The organism is Povalibacter sp. (genome assembly GCF_036735925.1).
Taxonomy (GTDB): domain Bacteria; phylum Pseudomonadota; class Gammaproteobacteria; order Steroidobacterales; family Steroidobacteraceae; genus Steroidobacter.
In genome coordinates, this window is record NZ_DAINNK010000001.1 from 118,333 (window position 1) to 134,988 (window position 16,656).

Annotated in this window: 12 protein-coding genes; 10 read left to right on the plus strand and 2 right to left on the minus strand. The window is 64.6% G+C overall.

Going from position 1 to position 16,656, the window contains the following annotated elements; all coding sequences use genetic code 11:
- Positions 1–4 precede the first annotated feature (4 nt).
- A complete protein-coding gene (locus tag V7D81_RS00500; RefSeq protein ID WP_324313761.1) occupies positions 5–1,171 on the plus strand; it encodes a cytochrome P450 in 1,167 nt (388 codons plus the stop codon).
- A 14-nt stretch (positions 1,172–1,185) separates the two neighbouring features.
- Entirely contained in the window at positions 1,186–1,500 is a 315-nt protein-coding gene (locus tag V7D81_RS00505; protein ID WP_324313762.1) for a 2Fe-2S iron-sulfur cluster-binding protein, read from the plus strand.
- Positions 1,501–1,512: 12 nt separating this feature from the next.
- Here the strand turns inward: V7D81_RS00505 and V7D81_RS00510 are convergent, their stop codons facing one another.
- On the minus strand, positions 1,513–2,457 hold the full coding sequence (locus V7D81_RS00510; protein ID WP_324313764.1) for a LysR substrate-binding domain-containing protein: 945 nt from the start codon (positions 2,455–2,457) through the stop codon (positions 1,513–1,515).
- Between the two features lie 127 nt (positions 2,458–2,584).
- Between V7D81_RS00510 and V7D81_RS00515 the strand changes: the two genes are divergently transcribed.
- The 5 genes from V7D81_RS00515 to V7D81_RS00535 all read left to right on the plus strand — a co-directional run bounded on the left by V7D81_RS00515 (position 2,585) and on the right by V7D81_RS00535 (position 9,422).
- Positions 2,585–3,526 (plus strand): 3-keto-5-aminohexanoate cleavage protein, encoded by a 942-nt coding sequence (locus tag V7D81_RS00515; RefSeq protein ID WP_324313765.1) that lies wholly within the window; start codon positions 2,585–2,587, stop codon positions 3,524–3,526.
- Positions 3,527–3,673: 147 nt separating this feature from the next.
- On the plus strand, positions 3,674–5,857 hold the full coding sequence (locus tag V7D81_RS00520; protein ID WP_324313766.1) for a TonB-dependent receptor: 2,184 nt from the start codon (positions 3,674–3,676) through the stop codon (positions 5,855–5,857).
- Positions 5,858–5,872: 15 nt separating this feature from the next.
- Positions 5,873–6,769, plus strand: a complete 897-nt coding sequence (locus V7D81_RS00525) for an alpha/beta hydrolase (protein WP_324313767.1) — start codon at positions 5,873–5,875, stop codon at positions 6,767–6,769.
- An 18-nt stretch (positions 6,770–6,787) separates the two neighbouring features.
- On the plus strand, positions 6,788–7,822 hold the full coding sequence (locus V7D81_RS00530) for an aromatic ring-hydroxylating dioxygenase subunit alpha (protein WP_324313768.1): 1,035 nt from the start codon (positions 6,788–6,790) through the stop codon (positions 7,820–7,822).
- Positions 7,823–7,946: 124 nt separating this feature from the next.
- Positions 7,947–9,422, plus strand: coding sequence for an amidohydrolase family protein (locus V7D81_RS00535; protein WP_324313769.1), 1,476 nt, complete (start codon positions 7,947–7,949; stop codon positions 9,420–9,422).
- Between the two features lie 148 nt (positions 9,423–9,570).
- Here the strand turns inward: V7D81_RS00535 and V7D81_RS00540 are convergent, their stop codons facing one another.
- Entirely contained in the window at positions 9,571–10,773 is a 1,203-nt protein-coding gene (locus V7D81_RS00540) for an acetyl-CoA C-acyltransferase (protein ID WP_324313770.1), read from the minus strand.
- Between the two features lie 324 nt (positions 10,774–11,097).
- Between V7D81_RS00540 and V7D81_RS00545 the strand changes: the two genes are divergently transcribed.
- The 3 genes from V7D81_RS00545 to V7D81_RS00555 all read left to right on the plus strand — a co-directional run bounded on the left by V7D81_RS00545 (position 11,098) and on the right by V7D81_RS00555 (position 16,610).
- Entirely contained in the window at positions 11,098–14,487 is a 3,390-nt protein-coding gene (locus tag V7D81_RS00545; RefSeq protein ID WP_324313772.1) for an acetyl-CoA carboxylase family protein, read from the plus strand.
- A gap of 88 nt (positions 14,488–14,575) precedes the next feature.
- Entirely contained in the window at positions 14,576–15,256 is a 681-nt protein-coding gene (locus V7D81_RS00550; protein WP_324313773.1) for a TetR/AcrR family transcriptional regulator, read from the plus strand.
- A 400-nt stretch (positions 15,257–15,656) separates the two neighbouring features.
- Positions 15,657–16,610: an alpha/beta hydrolase gene (locus tag V7D81_RS00555; protein ID WP_324313775.1), complete on the plus strand. Its 954-nt coding sequence runs from the start codon at positions 15,657–15,659 to the stop codon at positions 16,608–16,610.
- The last annotated feature ends 46 nt before the right edge of the window (positions 16,611–16,656 follow it).

Consider the following 16,656-nt stretch of genomic DNA (forward strand, 5'->3'; position numbering starts at 1 on the left):
GACGATGCGAGCGATCCCGCAGGCGGATCTGGACCTGTTCAGCGAGGCCAGCCTGCGCGATCCGTTCGGCGACTATCGCCGTCTGCGGGATCTCGGTCCCGTGGTGCGTCTGCGGCGTCCGGACGTGTATGCGATCGGGCGTTTCGCGGATGTGCAGACGGCGCTGCGGTCTTCGGAGGCGCTGATCAGCGGCGAGGGCGTCGGCTTCAGCGACGCCTTCAATGCGCCCAAGGGCATGAACGTCATCCAGTCCGATGGCGAACTGCACCGGCGGTTGCGCGGCACCATCGTCAAGCCGCTGTTTCCCGCCGCGCTGCGCGATGCGCGCGCCGATCTCAAGGCGATGATCGTCGCGCGCGTGGGATCGCTGGTCGGCGCCGGCTGGTTCGATGCCATGAAGGGTCTCGCATCGTTTCTGCCGGTCGAGGCGATCTCGCATTTGGTCGGGCTGCCCGAGGTGGGGCGCGAACGCATGCTCGAATGGGCCGCCGCGGCGTTCAATGTCATCGGTCCGCGTCAGGCGGAAACGGATCTGGCGGCATTGAAGGATGCTTTCGCGTTCATGCGCGGACTGAACGAAGAAACGGTGCGCGACGGCAGCTGGGCGGGACAGCTCTTCGCAGCCGCCCGCACCGGGCGGCTGTCGATGCAGGAAGCGATGGCGGCGATGAGCGCCTACGTCATCCCGAGCCTGGACACGACGATCCTTGCGAAGGGACATCTGCTGCGCAATCTGGCAACGCATCCCGAGCAATGGGCGCTGCTGCGAGAGCAGCCTGACCGGATCACTGCGGCCGTGCTCGAAGGCGTGCGGCACAGCTCGGTGCTGCGCTGGTTCTCGCGCGTCGCCGTGGCTGACTACGCGGTGGAGGATTGCATCGTGCCCGCCGGACAGCGCGTCATGCTGCTCTACGGCTGTGCCAATCGCGATGAACGCCACTATCCCGATCCGGACCGGTTCGACATCAACCGCGACGCACGCGATCACCTCGCGTGGGGCACCGGCGCGCACATGTGTGCCGGCATGCATCTCGCGCGTCTGGAAATGGAAGTGCTGCTCGAAGCGCTGGTCGAAGCGCGGGTTCAGCTCACGGCGGGCGAACCGGTGGTCGGCGCCAACAGCGGACTGTACGGCTTCACCGGACTGCCGTTGCGCATCGATGCGGCCTGAATCAGAGAGAGAACATGCCTGTAGTGAAAGTGACGGACCGGCAGGGAACGGAACACGAGGTCGACGCGTCCACGGGACGCAGCCTGATGGAGACGCTGCGCGATCTCGACTATGGCGTGGCCGCCATCTGCGGCGGGATGTGTTCCTGCGCGACCTGCCATGTGTACGTCGCGCCCGACTGGATCGAGAGGCTGCCGCCGGCGCAGTCCGATGAGCGCGAACTGGTGGGCGAACTGGCGCACTGCCAGGCCGCATCGAGATTGTCCTGCCAGATCCAGGTGACCGACGCCCTGGCCGGACTGCGCGTCACCGTCGCGCCGGAGGAATGACGTCGCCCGCGCTCACCGGCGTGGTCGGGATGAACGCAGCGTCTTCTTCGCGCCGTCCGATTTCGAACCGGCGAATTCCCGTCCGTAGCGAACGAACAGGTCGTACAGGTACTGCGCGGCAGGCGTGAGCGGCAGTCGCCGGCGGCACACCGCGTAGATCGCCGGCGCGGCGAGTTTCTCCCGCACGTGGATCTCTTCCAGATACGCCCGCGTCGTCGGGAACTGCAGCCATTGCTGCGGCGCCATCACCAGCAGATCCGAATACGCCACAGCCAGCGTCATCGTCAGCGACGACTGCGCATGCAGCTTGATGGCCGGCAGCGGCAGACCGTGGGCCTTGAAGACCGGTCCGAGTTCCGCATCCATGTTTTCCGTCACGGTCGTCGAGATCCATTGAGCCGCGCCGAGCTGTCTGAGCGATGTCGCGTTGCGCAACGGATGTCCCTTGCGACACAGGATGACGCGGGAGTTTTCGAACACGGACTCGGCCTTCAGGCTGGGCGGCAGCGAACTCTCCGATAGCGGCCCGACATAGAAATCGAGCGTGCCGTCCTCGACTTCCTGGTGCGCGCGGGCAAACAGGCCTTCGCGCAGCGCGAGCGTGACGTTCGGAAATTTCGTGCGAAACGGCACGAGCGCCTTGGGCAGCAGGGCCAGGTGCGGAACGGTCGACAGCACGACCTGCACACGTCCGACACCTTCGCCGAGCAGCTGCGAGGTTTCTTCCTGCGCGCGCTCCAGTTCCGCAAGAATCGCCGCGGCCCGGACCAGGAATCGTCTGCCCACCGACGTCAACACCACGCCGCGCGCGCTGCGCTCGAAGAGCGGTGCGCCGATCGCGCGTTCCGCCTCGCCGATGCTGCGTGTAATGGCCGGCTGCGCCACGCCCAATGCGCGCGCTGCAGCACGGATTCCGCCCTTTTCGGCGACCACGACCACGTGGCGCAGATGATTCATTTTCATTCTGGAGAGCGCTCGTCCGGGTGATACGAAAACGATGTCACTAGGTCGATTCTACCATCTATGCAGATATCGCCCCGCTGCCATACTGAAAATCAAGCGGAATACTGATCAGGGGGGTGCGATGTCGGACAAGGTGATCATTTCCTGTGCAGTGACGGGCGCGGTTCATACGCCGACCATGTCCGACGCATTGCCCATCACGCCGCAGGAAATCGCGCAGCAGGCCATCGATGCAGCCCAGGCGGGCGCCGCCGTCGTGCATCTGCACGCGCGCGTCGCAGCGACCGGCATTCCCACGGCCGATCCCGATGTCTTCGGCCAGTTCGTTCCGGTGATCGAGCAGGGCTGCGATGCGGTGATCAACATCACCACCGGCGGTGCGCCCGGCATGACCGTGCAACAGCGCGTCGCCGCAGCGGCGCGCTTCAAGCCGGAGATCTGCTCGCTCAACATGGGCAGCATGAACTTCTCGTTCTTCCAGGTCGCGAAACGCATTTCGTCGTGGAAGCATCCGTGGGAGAAGACCTTCATCGAAGGCTCCGACGACAACGTCTTCCGCAACTCGTTTCGCGACATCAACTGCATTCTCGAAACGCTGAGCGCCGACGGTGCGAAGTTCGAGCACGAGTGCTACGACGTCGGCCATCTCTACAATCTCGCGCACTTCGTCGACAGCGGGCTGGTCAAGCCGCCGTTCTTCATCCAGATGGTGTTCGGCATCATGGGCGGCATCGGTCCGGATCTCGACAATCTCGTCTTCATGAAGCGCACGGCGGATCGGCTCTTTGGCGCCAAGAACTTCCAGTGGTCGGTGCTCGCGGCGGGCAAGTACCAGATGCCTTTCATCACGCAGGCTGCGCTGATGGGCGGACACGTGCGCGTCGGCCTGGAGGACAGTCTGCTGATCGGCCGTGGCCAGCTCGCGAAGTCGAATGCGGAGCAGGTGGCCAAGGCCGTGCGCATCCTGCGCGAGATGGGCCGCGAACCGGCGACGCCTGCGGAAGCGCGCGTCATGCTGGGTCTCAAGGGACGGACCCGCGCCAATCTGTCGCTGGCGTCGTAGAAGGCCCGCGCATCCTCGCGATGAGGATCGTCAACAGAAGCTCGCGGCGCTGGCACGCCGCGTCCGTTCGAGGTTTGAAGAGAAGGCCGCGCGCATCCGTCGCGCGGCTTTCGAGCGCAATTCAAGTTCTGTCGTTCAGGGGGATACATGCGTAGACACAAGTGGCATATGGGGTGGGTGACGGTGTGCGGCGGCGTTCTTGCCCAGACCGTGGCGGTGGCGGCCGATGGTCCGGCGGCGACCCTGCAGAGCACCCAGCTCGAAGAAGTCATCGTGACCGCACAGAAGCGGTCGGAAGATCTGCAGGATGTGCCGATCGCGGTGAAGACGCTGAGCGTCGACGATCTGATCCAGGGCGGCACCGCCGACGTGACGGGCCTGACCGAACTGGTGCCCGGTCTCAACATCATCAATGCGAACGGCATTCTCAATACGAGCCTGCGCGGCATCGGCAGCAACGCCGTTGCGCCCGGCTTCGAAAACCCCGTCGCGCTCTACGTGGACGGCGTGTACTACGCCTCGGCCACTGCGAACTACCTGAACCTCGCAAACATCTCGCAGGTCGCGGTGGTGAAGGGGCCGCAGGGCACCCTGTACGGCCGCAATGCGACCGGCGGACTGCTGCAGGTCACGACGCGCGATCCGCGCGACGGCTACCAGATGCAGGCGAGCGTCAGCTACGGCAACTACGACACCTCGGCTGCCACCGTCTACATCGGTGGCCGCACCAGCGACTACGTCGCTGCGGACATTTCGGTCTATGCGGCCCGCCAGGGCGAACCGTGGGGCGACAACCTGTCGACGGGCGGCGAGATCTATACGCTCGATCACGATGTGACCGTGCGTTCCAAGTGGGTCTTCACGCCGAGCGATGCGACGACCATCACGCTGATCGGCGACTATTCCGACATCGACACCTCGATGAACGTGCCGACGATCCAGCCGGGCACGATCTCGGGCTTCACGCCCGGGCTCGGTGTTTCGCCGGATCTGGACTACGACGTGGCGGACGACGCGCCCAACTGGAAGAAGGGTCACTCTGCCGGTGGCAGCCTGTTGATCCGGCATGATTTCGATTCGATTTCCATCAGCAGCCTCACGGCGTATCGCGAATCCGAGTACAAGCGCTCGTTCGAACTCGACGGCGGTCCGCTGCCGCTGGTCTACGCGGAAGATACCTGGCCGGATTCGCAGTTCTCCGAGGAACTGCAGATCCAGTCGCTGGGCGACTCGGCCCTGACCTGGCAGGCCGGTGTGTACTATTTCGAGGGCAAGGCCGCGTTCACGCCGATCACTCTCTTCGGCAACTACCTGGGCGCGAACCTCACCTTCTTCAATCGTCAGTCGACCGAGTCCATCGCGGGCTATGCGCAAGGCAGCTACGCGTTCTCGGACAGCACCACGCTCACGCTCGGCGCACGCTACACGGAGGAGACGCGCAAGGCTTACGATGGTTCGAGCTCCGTCTATGTCATTCCGTTCGCGTTGCAGTTGCCGACGGTGTACGCAGACGATGAGAAGGCGACCTTCGACAAATTCAACTATCGCGTGTCGCTGGATCACCGCTTCTCGGACACGTTCCTCGCGTACATTTCATCGAGCAGCGGCTTCAAGAGCGGCGGCTTCAATACCGGTTCGCCCGGCACGGCGCCGTACGATCCGGAAACCGTGACGGCGTACGAGATCGGCACGAAGGCGGACCTCGCCGGTCGCAGCGTGCGATGGAACAACGCCGCCTACTACTACGACTACAAGGATCTGCAGACGCAGGTGCTGGATACCAGCGGCGTCATCTACATCGCCAATGCCGCGTCGGCAGACATCTACGGGTTCGAGTCCGATCTCGACTGGCAGGCGACCGATGCGCTGCGCCTGAGCGGTGGAGTCTCGTTCATCAAGTCCGAGTACTCCTCATATATCGGCGCGCTGTTGAGCGATCCGATGGGAGGCGTGCCGTCGACGGTCGATCCGACCGGTACCGCCGTCAAGGGCAATGCGCTGCCGTACGCGCCGGAGTTCACCGCGACGCTCGGCGCCGACTACACCTGGTCGCTGCCGGCCGGCACGATCAAGCTGGCGGTCAATGGCTACTACAACGACGGCTTCTACTTCGAAGCCGACAATGTCATGGAGCAGGACTCCTATGTGGATCTCGCGGCGAACCTCCGCTGGACCAGCAACAGCGGCCGCTTCTGGATCAGCGCCTATGGCAAGAACCTGCTGGATGAGCGCACCATCGGCTATGCGACGACGCAGTCCAACGGCACGCACCTGCTGCAGTGGGCGGCGCCGCTCACTTACGGTGTTGCCGTGGGTGTGAGCCTCGACTGAAGACGAGTGGTGAGCATGGATACGTCCCGCAACGAAGATCGCGATCACGGCCGTTTTCTCGCGACCGTCGATCCCGAGCTTGCCGTGTCCGGTGTGGAACGGGCGCCGCCGTCAGCGGCGCCCGACGCGCCGCTGATCGTCGCGATTCCCGGCGGTTCCTACACGTCGGGGTATTTCCATGTGCCGGGATGCTCATTGCTCGATCGCGCCGTTGCGCTGGGTCTCCCGGCGCTCGCGCTGGATCGGGCGGGTTACGGTGCGACGACTCCGCTGGCGCAGGCCACGATCGCCGGCAATGCACAGCAGCTCGATCGTGCGATCGGGCATCTGTGGCGCGAGCGCAGTGGCCATCGCGCCGCGGGCATCGTTCTCGTGGGGCATTCGATCGGTGGCGCCATCGCCGTTGCGCTGGCGGCGCGTCGTCCGGGCTGGCCGCTGCTCGGCATTGCGATTTCGGGCGTGGGATTGACGCCGCCGCCGGCGGTCACCGCGACGTGGTCGTCGCTGCCGGAGGTGAGCATGGTCAGCCTGCCGCCGGAAGCGAAGGATTCATTCATGTTCGGTCCGCCATGGACTTTCGATCCTGCGGTGCCGGCGCGCACCCGGGGCGCCGATGCGCCGACGCCTCGCGCCGAGCTGATCGACATCGTCGGTGGCTGGCCGTCGCAGTTCGCCTCGCTGGCGGCGCAGGTGAATGTGCCGGTTCACTATCGACTGGCGGAGTTCGATCCGCTGTGGATCGTCGACGACGCAGAGATCAGCCGCTTTGCCGGTGCGTTCACGCAGGCGCCGTTCGTCGATGCACGACGCTTCGATTCGGCAGGGCACTGCATCGACTTTCATCGGCTCGGCGCGCAGCTGCAGCTCGAACAGCTGGCGTTCGCGTTGCGATGTTCGATGAAGCGGCCGTGAGCGCGGCGGGAGAGGGTGATGACGTTTCTGTTGAACTGCTGGTACGTCGCGGCCTGGTCTGACGAGCTGGGTGCCCAGCCGCTCGGGCGCCGCATCCTCGACGAACCCGTCGTGATGTATCGATTGCCGTCGGGCGCGGCCGTCGCGTTGCAGGGCCGCTGTCCGCATCGCTTTGCGCCGCTGCATCTCGGCAAGGTCGTCGGCGCCGACATTCAATGTCCGTATCACGGGCTGCGCTTCAATGCCGAAGGCGCCTGCACCTTCAATCCGCAGGGCAATGGTGCGACGCCGAAGGCGCTGCACGTCAAGACTTATCCGCTCATCGAGAAGTACGGCACGCTGTGGATCTGGATGGGACCGCCGGAACGCGCCGATCCGGCCTTGCTGCCGGACTACGGATTTCTCGAAGACCCGCAGCTCGCGCGCATCCAGGGATACATCCATTCCAGGGCCCACTACGAACTGCTGACCGACAACCTCCTGGACCTGGGCCACGTCGACTTCCTGCATGAAACCACGCTGGGCTGCGAGGCGACGGCGCGCGCGAAGACCACCGTGCGCGTGAGCGGCAACACCGTGACGTGTGATCGCTGGATGGCGAATGACTTCCAGGGACCGCTGCCGAGCGTGTTGCTCGGACGGGTCGGGCAGCGGGTCGATGCCTGGCTCGACGTCAAATGGGATCCGCCGGCCCTGGTCACGCTGACTTTCGGCATGACGGATGTGGGCGGTGCGCGCGAGAACGGCATGCAGACGTTGAACGTGCACTTCATGACGCCCGAGACGCAGACGTCCACTCATTATTTCTGGGCCAGCTCGCGCGCCTTCCGCACCGACGATCACGAACTCAGCGAACAGATGCTTCACGGCATCAACCTGGCGTTCAACCAGGAAGACAAGCCGATGATCGAGGCGCAGCAGGCCATGATGGGCACGACGGATCTGTGGTCCTTGAAGCCGGTGCTGCTCGCGGGCGATGCTGCGCCCGTGCAGGCGAGGCGCGTACTTGCACGACTCATCGAGTCCGAGCGGGCGCAGCAGGATCCGGCCTGATCTGCAGCGTCCAATCGCAGCGCGACGCGGTTCGTCCGGGGGTTGACCGATGATGTCGCTATTGCTGGGTCAGGTCGGTGGCTGTCCCTGCTGCCTGGCCCGTATGCCTCATGCTGCGCCGACCGTGAAATTCTCGCGCGGCGTTTCCGTCGCGACATCCGCAGCCAAAGTCGTGATCCCGCCGTCGGGTCGCATCCGCCTCGACGGCGGCACGATCGTCGATCCGCGCACCGGCGAACTGACCGGCGGCGTGAGCATTCTGGTGGAGCAGGGCAGGATCGCTTCGATCGATGACAGCCGCGCGGCGCAGTCCGACGCCGCGGCGCGCCGCATCGATGTCACCGGCAAGTTCGTCGTGCCCGGTTACAACGACATGCACAGCCACGTGCTCGAACTGGAGAATCCCGACGGCGCGCTGGCGCTGATGCTCGCAGAGGGCGTCACCGGATTCCGGCAGATGTCCGGCTCAGTGAGACTGCTCGAACAGCGTCGCAGTCAGACGTTGCCCATTTCCCGGCTCGCGCCGGCGCTGCTCGAATTGCCCGGCGACATTCTCACGCCGCTCAATGCAACGTCGGCCGAGGCGGTGGCGACGGAAATCGCCAGCCAGCAGCGGCAGGGCGCCGACTTCGTCAAGGCGGGCATGATGGGTCCCGAGGTGTTCAGTGCGGCGCTGCGCGAAGCGAAGCGGCTCGGCATTCCCTTGCTGGGGCATCTGCAGGAAGGCGTCGAGGCGAAGCAGGCGGCGATCGATGGTTTCCGGTCGATCGAGCATCTCGGCCCTGGTGCGACGATCTGGGCAGGCTGCTCCTCGATCGAGGCCGACCTCATGCGCAGCAGCGGCGCGCCGAACTTCGATTCGCCGTTGCTGCGTATTTCCTTCGTTCGCTCGCTGTTGATGCGTCTGTTCAAGACGGTGCTGATCAACCCGGCCGCTTTCGCGGCGCCCGCGCACGTCGAGCGCCTGCAGCGGGCGCTCGACACCTACGACGAGAAGAAGTGTCAGGCCCTGATCGGGTGCTTCGTCGCGCACGACACCTGGCATGTGCCGACGCTCGTGCGCCTGCGCTCGTCGCAACTCGCCGATGCCGCCGAATACCAGCAGTCTGCCTATCTGGACTACATGCCAGCGGCCAGCGTCAAGAAATGGCGCAAGGTGACGGCACGGTTCAAGCGCCTGCCGCGCGCCATGCGCGACACCTATGCGCAGGCCTATGCGCGACAGCTCGAATTGACCAGAGACCTGGCAAACGGCGGCGTGCGCCTGATGACGGGAACCGACGGCGGCTGGCTCGCGGGGCCAGGCCTTACGTTGCAAGAGGAATTTGCCGAGCTTGCAAGCGCGGGTCTGTCGCCGCTGCAGATCCTGCGCATGACGACCGTCAACGCGGCGGAATATCTCGCTCGCACGCAGCGGATGGGCACGGTCGAAGCCGGACGCGACGCCGACCTGGTGGTGCTCGATGCGAATCCACTTCTGCACGTCGACAACCTGAGCCGGATTGCCGCGGTCGTGCGTGCGGGCTTCCATTACTCACGCGACGATCTGGATCGATTGCGCAGCCGGGTCGCGGCCGGACGGGGATTCCTGTCTTCGTAGGCGTGCGTTCGTGTCGCTGGGCCGGGCGCTGCAGAGGGAAGAGCAGGGCTGCGGTGACGTTCCGGGCATGAGGTGAGGTCGGCCTCGGAGACGACACCGCTGGAGTGCATTGCACACTCCAGCGGTGATGAAGTCGGCTGTCGGCCGATCAGAAGATCTCGAACAGTCCTGCGCCGCCCATGCCGCCGCCGATGCACATGGTGACGATGCCGTACTTGGCGCCGCGACGTTTGCCTTCGATCAGCAGGTGTCCCGTCATGCGGGCGCCCGACATGCCGTAGGGATGGCCGATCGAGATCGCACCGCCCGAGACATTGAGCCTGTCGTTGGGGATGCCGAGCTTGTCGCGGATGTAGAGCACCTGGCTCGCGAAGGCTTCGTTCAGTTCCCAGATGCCGATGTCGTCCATGGTCAGGCCATGCAGCTTGAGCAGCTTCGGCACGGCGAACACCGGGCCGATGCCCATTTCATCCGGATCGCAGCCGGCGACCATCATGCCGCGATAGGCGCCCAGGGGCTTGAGGCCGCGCTTTTCCGCTTCCTTCGCTTCCATCAGCACGCAGGCCGAGGCGCCGTCGGAAAGCTGCGAGGCATTGCCCGCGGTGATGAACTTGCCTTCCTTGATGCGCTGACCGTTCTTGAACACCGGCTGCAGCTTCTGCAGGTCGGCGAGCGTGGTCTGCGCACGGTTGCCTTCGTCGAGCTTGATGGTCACTTCCTTCTCGGAGACGGCGCCGGTTTCCTTGTCGGTGACCTGCATGATGGAAGTCAGCGGCGCGATCTCGTCGTTGTAACGGCCTTCGGCCTGAGCCTTCGCCGTGCGCTGCTGCGACTGCAGCGAATATTCATCCTGGGCTTCCCGGCTCACGCCGTAACGTTCGGCGACCGTTTCCGCTGTTTCCAGCATCGACATGTAGATCTGCGGAATGTGCTTCACCAGCCAGGGATCGGCGCCGCGGAAATGATTCATCTTGTCGTTCTGCACCAGCGAGATCGACTCGACGCCGCCGCCGATGGCGACCTGCATGCCGTCGGTGATGATCTGCTTCGCTGCCGTCGCAATCGCCATGAGCCCGGACGAACACTGGCGATCCATCGTCTGGCCCGGCACCGTGATGGGCAGGCCCGCACGCAGCAGCGCCTGGCGCGCCACATTGCCGCCGGTCGAGCCCTGCTGCAGGGCGCAGCCGAAGACCACGTCCTCGACCTGTGCCGGATCGATGCCGGCGCGCTTCACCGCCTGCGCGATGGCGTGCCCGGCCAGTTCCTGGCCCTGGGTGTTGTTGAACGCACCGCGATAGGCTTTGCCGATCGGCGTGCGGGCGGTGGAGACGATTACTGCTTCGCGCATGAGTCACCTGAAATGGTATGGAGTGTTCCTGGTCCGATGGGTCGGCGGCGGACTGGCCCTTGCCGCCCAGCGCGTAATGGTCGATCGAGGAGGTCCGGAATATAGATTTCCGCCGGGCATACCGTCAATTCAAATTGATTTTCATGCGCACCGGCGGCCAGGTCTCTTCGCCGGAAGTGCCGGAGACGAGGGCGCGATCTCCTCAATCACTTGACTGAATCCGCGGCGCCCGCCTTGCGCAGGCGACCTCATGGACCCAATAATCCGTACCTACAGCTGAAATATCGTGGGACGCCGATCCTCTCGGTCGCGTCTGGGGGATCGATGCAACCTGTCGAAAAGAAAAGTGATCAGACGCTGCTGATCGCCAACCGGGGCGAAATTGCCATCAGGATCGCACGCGCTGCGGCTGCAGCAGGCATGCGGACGGTGGCCATCTACTCCGAGGACGATGCACGTTCGTTGCACGTACGCCGCTGCGACGACGCCATCGGATTGTCCGGCAAAGGCGCGCGTGCCTATCTCGATGCCAAGCAGATCATCGATGCAGCAAAGGCGCGCGGCTGCGGCGCAATCCATCCCGGCTACGGATTCCTGAGCGAGAGCGCGGCCTTCGCGGCTGCCGTACGCAGCGCCGGTCTGACGTTCGTCGGGCCGCGCACGGAACTCCTGGCCCTGTTCGGCGACAAGACTCAGGCCCGCACGCTGGCGCGCTCGCTGGAAGTGCCGGTGCCGGCCGGCACGTTTGCTGCCACGACGATCGAAGACATTCTCCGCTTCCGTTCCTCATTGCCTGCGGGCAGTGCGATCGTGATCAAGGCGAGCGGCGGCGGCGGCGGACGAGGAATGCGCGTCGTCACGGAGGAGTCGGAGCTGGAGGAGGCCTACACGCGTTGCCGGTCCGAGGCGAAGTCCGCCTTCGGCGTCGAAGACGTGTATGTCGAGGAGTACTTCCCTTCGGTCCGCCATCTCGAAGTGCAGATTCTTGGCGATGCCTCCGGCAACGTCAGTCATCTCTGGGAACGCGAATGCACCATCCAGCGACGCCATCAGAAGCTGATCGAGATCGCACCCAGTCCCGGCGTGCATCCGGCCGTCAGGGATCGCGTCATCGACGCGGCGCTGCGCATGGCGCGTCACGTACGTTACGACAGCCTTGGAACGTTCGAATTCCTCGTTGATGCCGCCGGCGGCGCCGATGCGCGCTTCGTCTTCATAGAGGCCAATGCGCGGTTGCAGGTGGAACACACCGTCACCGAAGAAATTCTCGGCATCGATCTGGTGCAGGCCCAGTTGCGTGTGGCGTGCGGCGCGACGCTGCCCGAACTGCAGTTGTCGCAGGAGCAGATTCCAGCCCCTCGCGGCTCGAGCATGCAGCTGCGGATCAACATGGAGGCGATGCAGGCGGATGGGTCGAGCAAACCGACGTCGGGCACGCTGACGGTGTTCGAACCGCCGGGCGGACGCGGCATCCGGGTGGATACGTTCGGCTATGCCGGCTATGCGGCCTTGCCGGGATTCGATCCGCTGCTCGCAAAAGTCATCGTTCATTCGCAGCAGCCCGGCTTCGAGGCACTTGCGGCCGCCGCCTACCGTGCGCTGTGCGAGTTCAGGATCGAAGGCGTGACCACGAATCTCGCCTTCCTGCAGGCGGTGCTGCAGCACCCGGCATTCGTTGCCGACGACGTCGACACGCAGTTCATTGCCCGTCATGCGGCCGAGTTGCTGCAGCCTGGCGCGAAGCATCCGCGGCGCTTCATCGAAGCCACGTCGGGTTCCATGCGCTCGCAGCGTGTGGGAGCGCAGGTCGATACCAACGATCCGCTCGCCGTGCTCGCACACGGCCGGCAGGAAAGCGCGGCGCCGTCTCATCCCGTGATCGATGACGACGTGCCCGGCGCCATCAAATCGCCGCTGCAGGGAACGATCGTGGCGATCGACGTGCGCGAAGGCGATCTGGTTCGCCGCGGCCAGCAGGTGCTCGTGATCGAGTCCATGAAGATGGAGCATGCACTGACTGCAGCCGTCGGCGGTCGCGTGACGGCAATCGCCGTCGCCGTCGGCGATACCATCGTGGAGGGCGCTTCGCTGGTGGCGATCGAGCCGCAGGAAGTGGACGGCGGTGGCGCCAGTGCCGCCGCAGCGGTGGATCTCGAGTTGATCCGCCCGGATCTGCACGAGGTGCTGAAGCGGCACGAAGTGACTCGCGATGCGGCCCGACCGGAAGCCGTGGCCCGTCGTCGCGCGACACGCCAGCGCACGGCCCGCGAGAACATCGACGATCTGTGCGATCCGGGAACGTTCGTCGAGTACGGACCGCTCGTGCTGGCGGCGCAGCGCGCACGCCGCTCGCTCGAAGAGCTGATCGTCAAGAGTCCCGCGGATGGCATGGTGACCGGTGTGGGTCGCATCAACGGCAAACTCTTCCCCGATCCGCAGGCGAGCTCGGTCGTCATGTCCTACGACTACACCGTCTTCGCCGGGACGCAGGGAGCGCGCAATCACATCAAGACGGATCGCATGATTCGCGTGGCGAAGGACGCAGGCATGCCGGTCGTGATCTTCGCCGAAGGTGGCGGCGGACGGCCGGGCGATACGGAGACCAGCGGCGACGCCGGCGGAACGCCGACGTTTGCGGATTTCGCTGAACTGAGCGGCACGGTGCCGCTGGTGGGCATCGCCTCCGGCCGCTGTTTTGCCGGCAATGCCTCGTTGCTCGGTTGCTGCGACGTGGTGATCGCGACTGCCAACGCCAACATCGGAATGGGTGGGCCGGCGATGGTCGAGGGCGGCGGTCTCGGCGTCTTCAAGCCGGAAGAGATCGGGCCCATGTCGGTACAGCTCGCCAACGGCGTGGTCGACATCGGCGTGGCGGATGAAGCGCAGGCCGTGAGCGCGGCGCGGCGCTATCTGTCGTACTTCCAGGGAACCGTCAAAGATTACGAGTGCGCCGATCAGCGTCACCTGCGTCATGTCATCCCGGAGAATCGGCTGCGAGCGTATGAGGTTCGCCGCGTAATCGACACGCTGTCCGACACCGGCTGGGTGCTCGAACTGCGTTCGCAATTTGCGAAGGGCATGATCACGTCGCTGATTCGCATCGAAGGCATGCCCGTCGGCGTGATCGCCAACAATCCGCAGCATCTGGGCGGAGCGATCGATGCCGATGGCGCGGACAAGGCTGCGCGCTTCATGCAGCTGTGCGACAGCTATGACATTCCGGTGCTGTTCCTCTGCGATACGCCCGGCATCATGGTCGGACCGGAGGTCGAAAAGACGGCGCTGGTTCGTCATTCGAGCCGCATGTTCGTCATCGGAGCGAATCTCAGCGTGCCGTTCTTCACGATCGTGCTGCGCAAGGCGTATGGACTGGGTGCCATCGCGATGGCCGGCGGATCCTTCAAGCGTCCGATGGCGACGGTGGCCTGGCCCACCGGCGAGTTCGGCGGCATGGGTCTGGAAGGCGCGGTGAAACTGGCCTATCGCAACGAGCTGGCGCAGATCGCCGATCCGGCCCAGCGTCGCAGCAAGTACGACGAGATGGTGGCGAAGCTGTACGAGCAGGGCAAGGCGCTCAGCATCGCAACCATCTTCGGCGTGGACGATACGATCGATCCGGCGGATTCGCGTCGCTGGCTGGCGAACCTGCTGAAGGCCGTGCGCGCTGCGCCGCCGCGGCAACGCGCCAAGCGGCCCGGCATCGACACCTGGTAGGCGCGTATTTCGTCTGTGCTGATCTACAGCGAGCGCCAATGACGCAGGCAGGAGTTCGAACAGTCTGATGGCACGGCGACCCAAGACCTTGACCGCAACCGCGGATACCCGGACGAAGCTCATCGAGGTGGCGGCCCGGCATTTCGCCGAGCATGGATACCGGGGCGCCAGTCAGCGCGAAGTCCAGCGCGAGATCGGCATGAATCCGGGCGTGGTGCACTATCACTTCGGTTCGAAAGAAGCGCTCTATCGCGGAGTGATCGACAGTTTCATCCATGGCGTTCAGGAGGAACGTCTCAGGCTCCTGAAGGAGATGGATGCGGAGCTGGCCGGCCGTGCGCGGCTGCAGCGCCTGCTCTACAACTACTTCTACCCGCACGTGGCGCTCGCCAGCACGGCGGCAGGACTTTCGTATGCGCGCATCCTCGCCAGCGTGCAGCACGAATACAAGACATCGTCGGCGAAGATCTTCGACGATATCGTGGCGCCGGTACGCAACCGTTATATCGCCGCGATCCGCGAGCTGTTCCCGGGGACACCCCGAGCTGAAATTCAGCGATTGCTGGCGATGGCCGTCGCCCTCATGGCGGTCACGGCGACCTGGCACGATTCCGCGCCCAAGGCGGTCGCGAACGAGGACGCGGTGCGCAAGCTCGCGGATGATCTCGCTCGCTTCACGACGGCAGGATTTGAAGCGCACCTCGGCGGGCGAACGGGCTCGGCCGGCACGGCAGTGCGCAAGCGGGCGGTGCGCAAGACTGCCAGGTAGCGGCGGCCTGCCGCCCGCAGGTCTGTTTTCATAATCGCCTTCTCCGACAGTGCCCGATTCGATGGGCGGCCTGCACGCCCTTTCGTTTCAGTCGGTTGACTGAATGCGCTCCGCGTCCGTTCCTGGCCGACGCCGTCTGCGCAGATGCAGCAAAGCGCTCATGCCGCGGCGACCTCCTTGGCAAAAGTTGTCGGGGCAGTATGTGTAGTTCAAAAGGCATTGCTTATTTTTTTCACTGCGTGGTATGTACACGCCCCGGAAATGCGCGGATCGTCACCAATCAGTTGATTGACGGGTCCGGGCGGCCGGTTCATTCGTCGTGCAATCATGTAGATCGAGACAGGGGGAAATGGCCATGTTCAGAGGTTTGTTGATGTGTGCCGTTCTGGTTCAGTCGGTGATGTCGGATGCTCAAGGCGCGCAGTCGAGCGGCGACTCGCAGCCGGCGCGTCCGGCCGGCTTCGTGGTTCCCGACGACATCAGTAGCCGTCGAGTCGACATCTACAGCGAAGGCAATCGCATGACAGGGTATGTCTTCGTCGCGAAGAAGGCGGCCCCCGATGCAAAACTGCCGACGATCATCATGGCGCACGGCTGGGGCGGCGTGCAGTCGCAGTTGCGCCAGGACGCGTCGGAGTTCGCGCGCGAGGGATACCTCGTGCTGACCTTCGACTATCGCGGCTGGGGCGAGAGCGATTCGCGCGTCGTGCTCAAGTCGCCCGCGAGCGATGTGACGAAGACCGATTTCACGGCGGAAGTGCACGCCATCAGAGAAGTGGTCGATCCCCTCGACATGGCGGCGGACTGGCAGAACGCGATCCACTGGGTGCATGGCGAGCCGCAGGTCGACGTCAACCGCATCGGATTGTGGGGCAGCAGCATGGGCGGCAGCTACGTCGTCTACGCGGGCGCACACGATGCGCGCGTGAAGGCCGTCCACAGCCAGGTGACGGGCGGACTCAAAGGTTCGCTGTGGACGCAGTGGATGCCGCAGGGATTCGAGGAAGCGACGAAGCGCGCCCGAGGCGAACTGGGCTATCCGCCGCCTGCGCAGGTGAACGGTGGTCTGCGCGGTGCGCCGATTACCAGCCGCTTCGCCAACTACAACCCGCTCGATGACATTACGGACGTGAATACGGTCGCATTCCAGTTCGTGCTGTCGGAGCACGAGCAGTACCTGAACAACGAGGAACACGCGATCGCGGCCTACAACCGCTACCAGGGGCCGAAGAAGCTGATCACCATTCCGGAAACTTCGCACTACGACATCTATGGAAAGGCGCGCGTGCGCTCGCACGAACTGGCGCGCGAGTGGTTCGATCTCTACCTGAAGAATGACGGCGCAAAAAAATAATCACCACTGATCGAACGCCATTGGCGCGTTGCTGAGAGACGAGGGG

What these genes read in the sequence shown, in the direction of transcription:
- V7D81_RS00500 (WP_324313761.1), top strand. Translation starts at nt 5, where the DNA reads ATGCGAGCGATCCCGCAGGCGGATCTGGACCTGTTCAGCGAGGCCAGC.
- V7D81_RS00505 (WP_324313762.1), top strand. Translation starts at nt 1,186, where the DNA reads ATGCCTGTAGTGAAAGTGACGGACCGGCAGGGAACGGAACACGAGGTC.
- V7D81_RS00510 (WP_324313764.1), bottom strand. Translation starts at nt 2,457, where the DNA reads ATGAATCATCTGCGCCACGTGGTCGTGGTCGCCGAAAAGGGCGGAATC.
- V7D81_RS00515 (WP_324313765.1), top strand. Translation starts at nt 2,585, where the DNA reads ATGTCGGACAAGGTGATCATTTCCTGTGCAGTGACGGGCGCGGTTCAT.
- V7D81_RS00520 (WP_324313766.1), top strand. Translation starts at nt 3,674, where the DNA reads ATGCGTAGACACAAGTGGCATATGGGGTGGGTGACGGTGTGCGGCGGC.
- V7D81_RS00525 (WP_324313767.1), top strand. Translation starts at nt 5,873, where the DNA reads ATGGATACGTCCCGCAACGAAGATCGCGATCACGGCCGTTTTCTCGCG.
- V7D81_RS00530 (WP_324313768.1), top strand. Translation starts at nt 6,788, where the DNA reads ATGACGTTTCTGTTGAACTGCTGGTACGTCGCGGCCTGGTCTGACGAG.
- V7D81_RS00540 (WP_324313770.1), bottom strand. Translation starts at nt 10,773, where the DNA reads ATGCGCGAAGCAGTAATCGTCTCCACCGCCCGCACGCCGATCGGCAAA.
- V7D81_RS00545 (WP_324313772.1), top strand. Translation starts at nt 11,098, where the DNA reads ATGCAACCTGTCGAAAAGAAAAGTGATCAGACGCTGCTGATCGCCAAC.
- V7D81_RS00555 (WP_324313775.1), top strand. Translation starts at nt 15,657, where the DNA reads ATGTCGGATGCTCAAGGCGCGCAGTCGAGCGGCGACTCGCAGCCGGCG.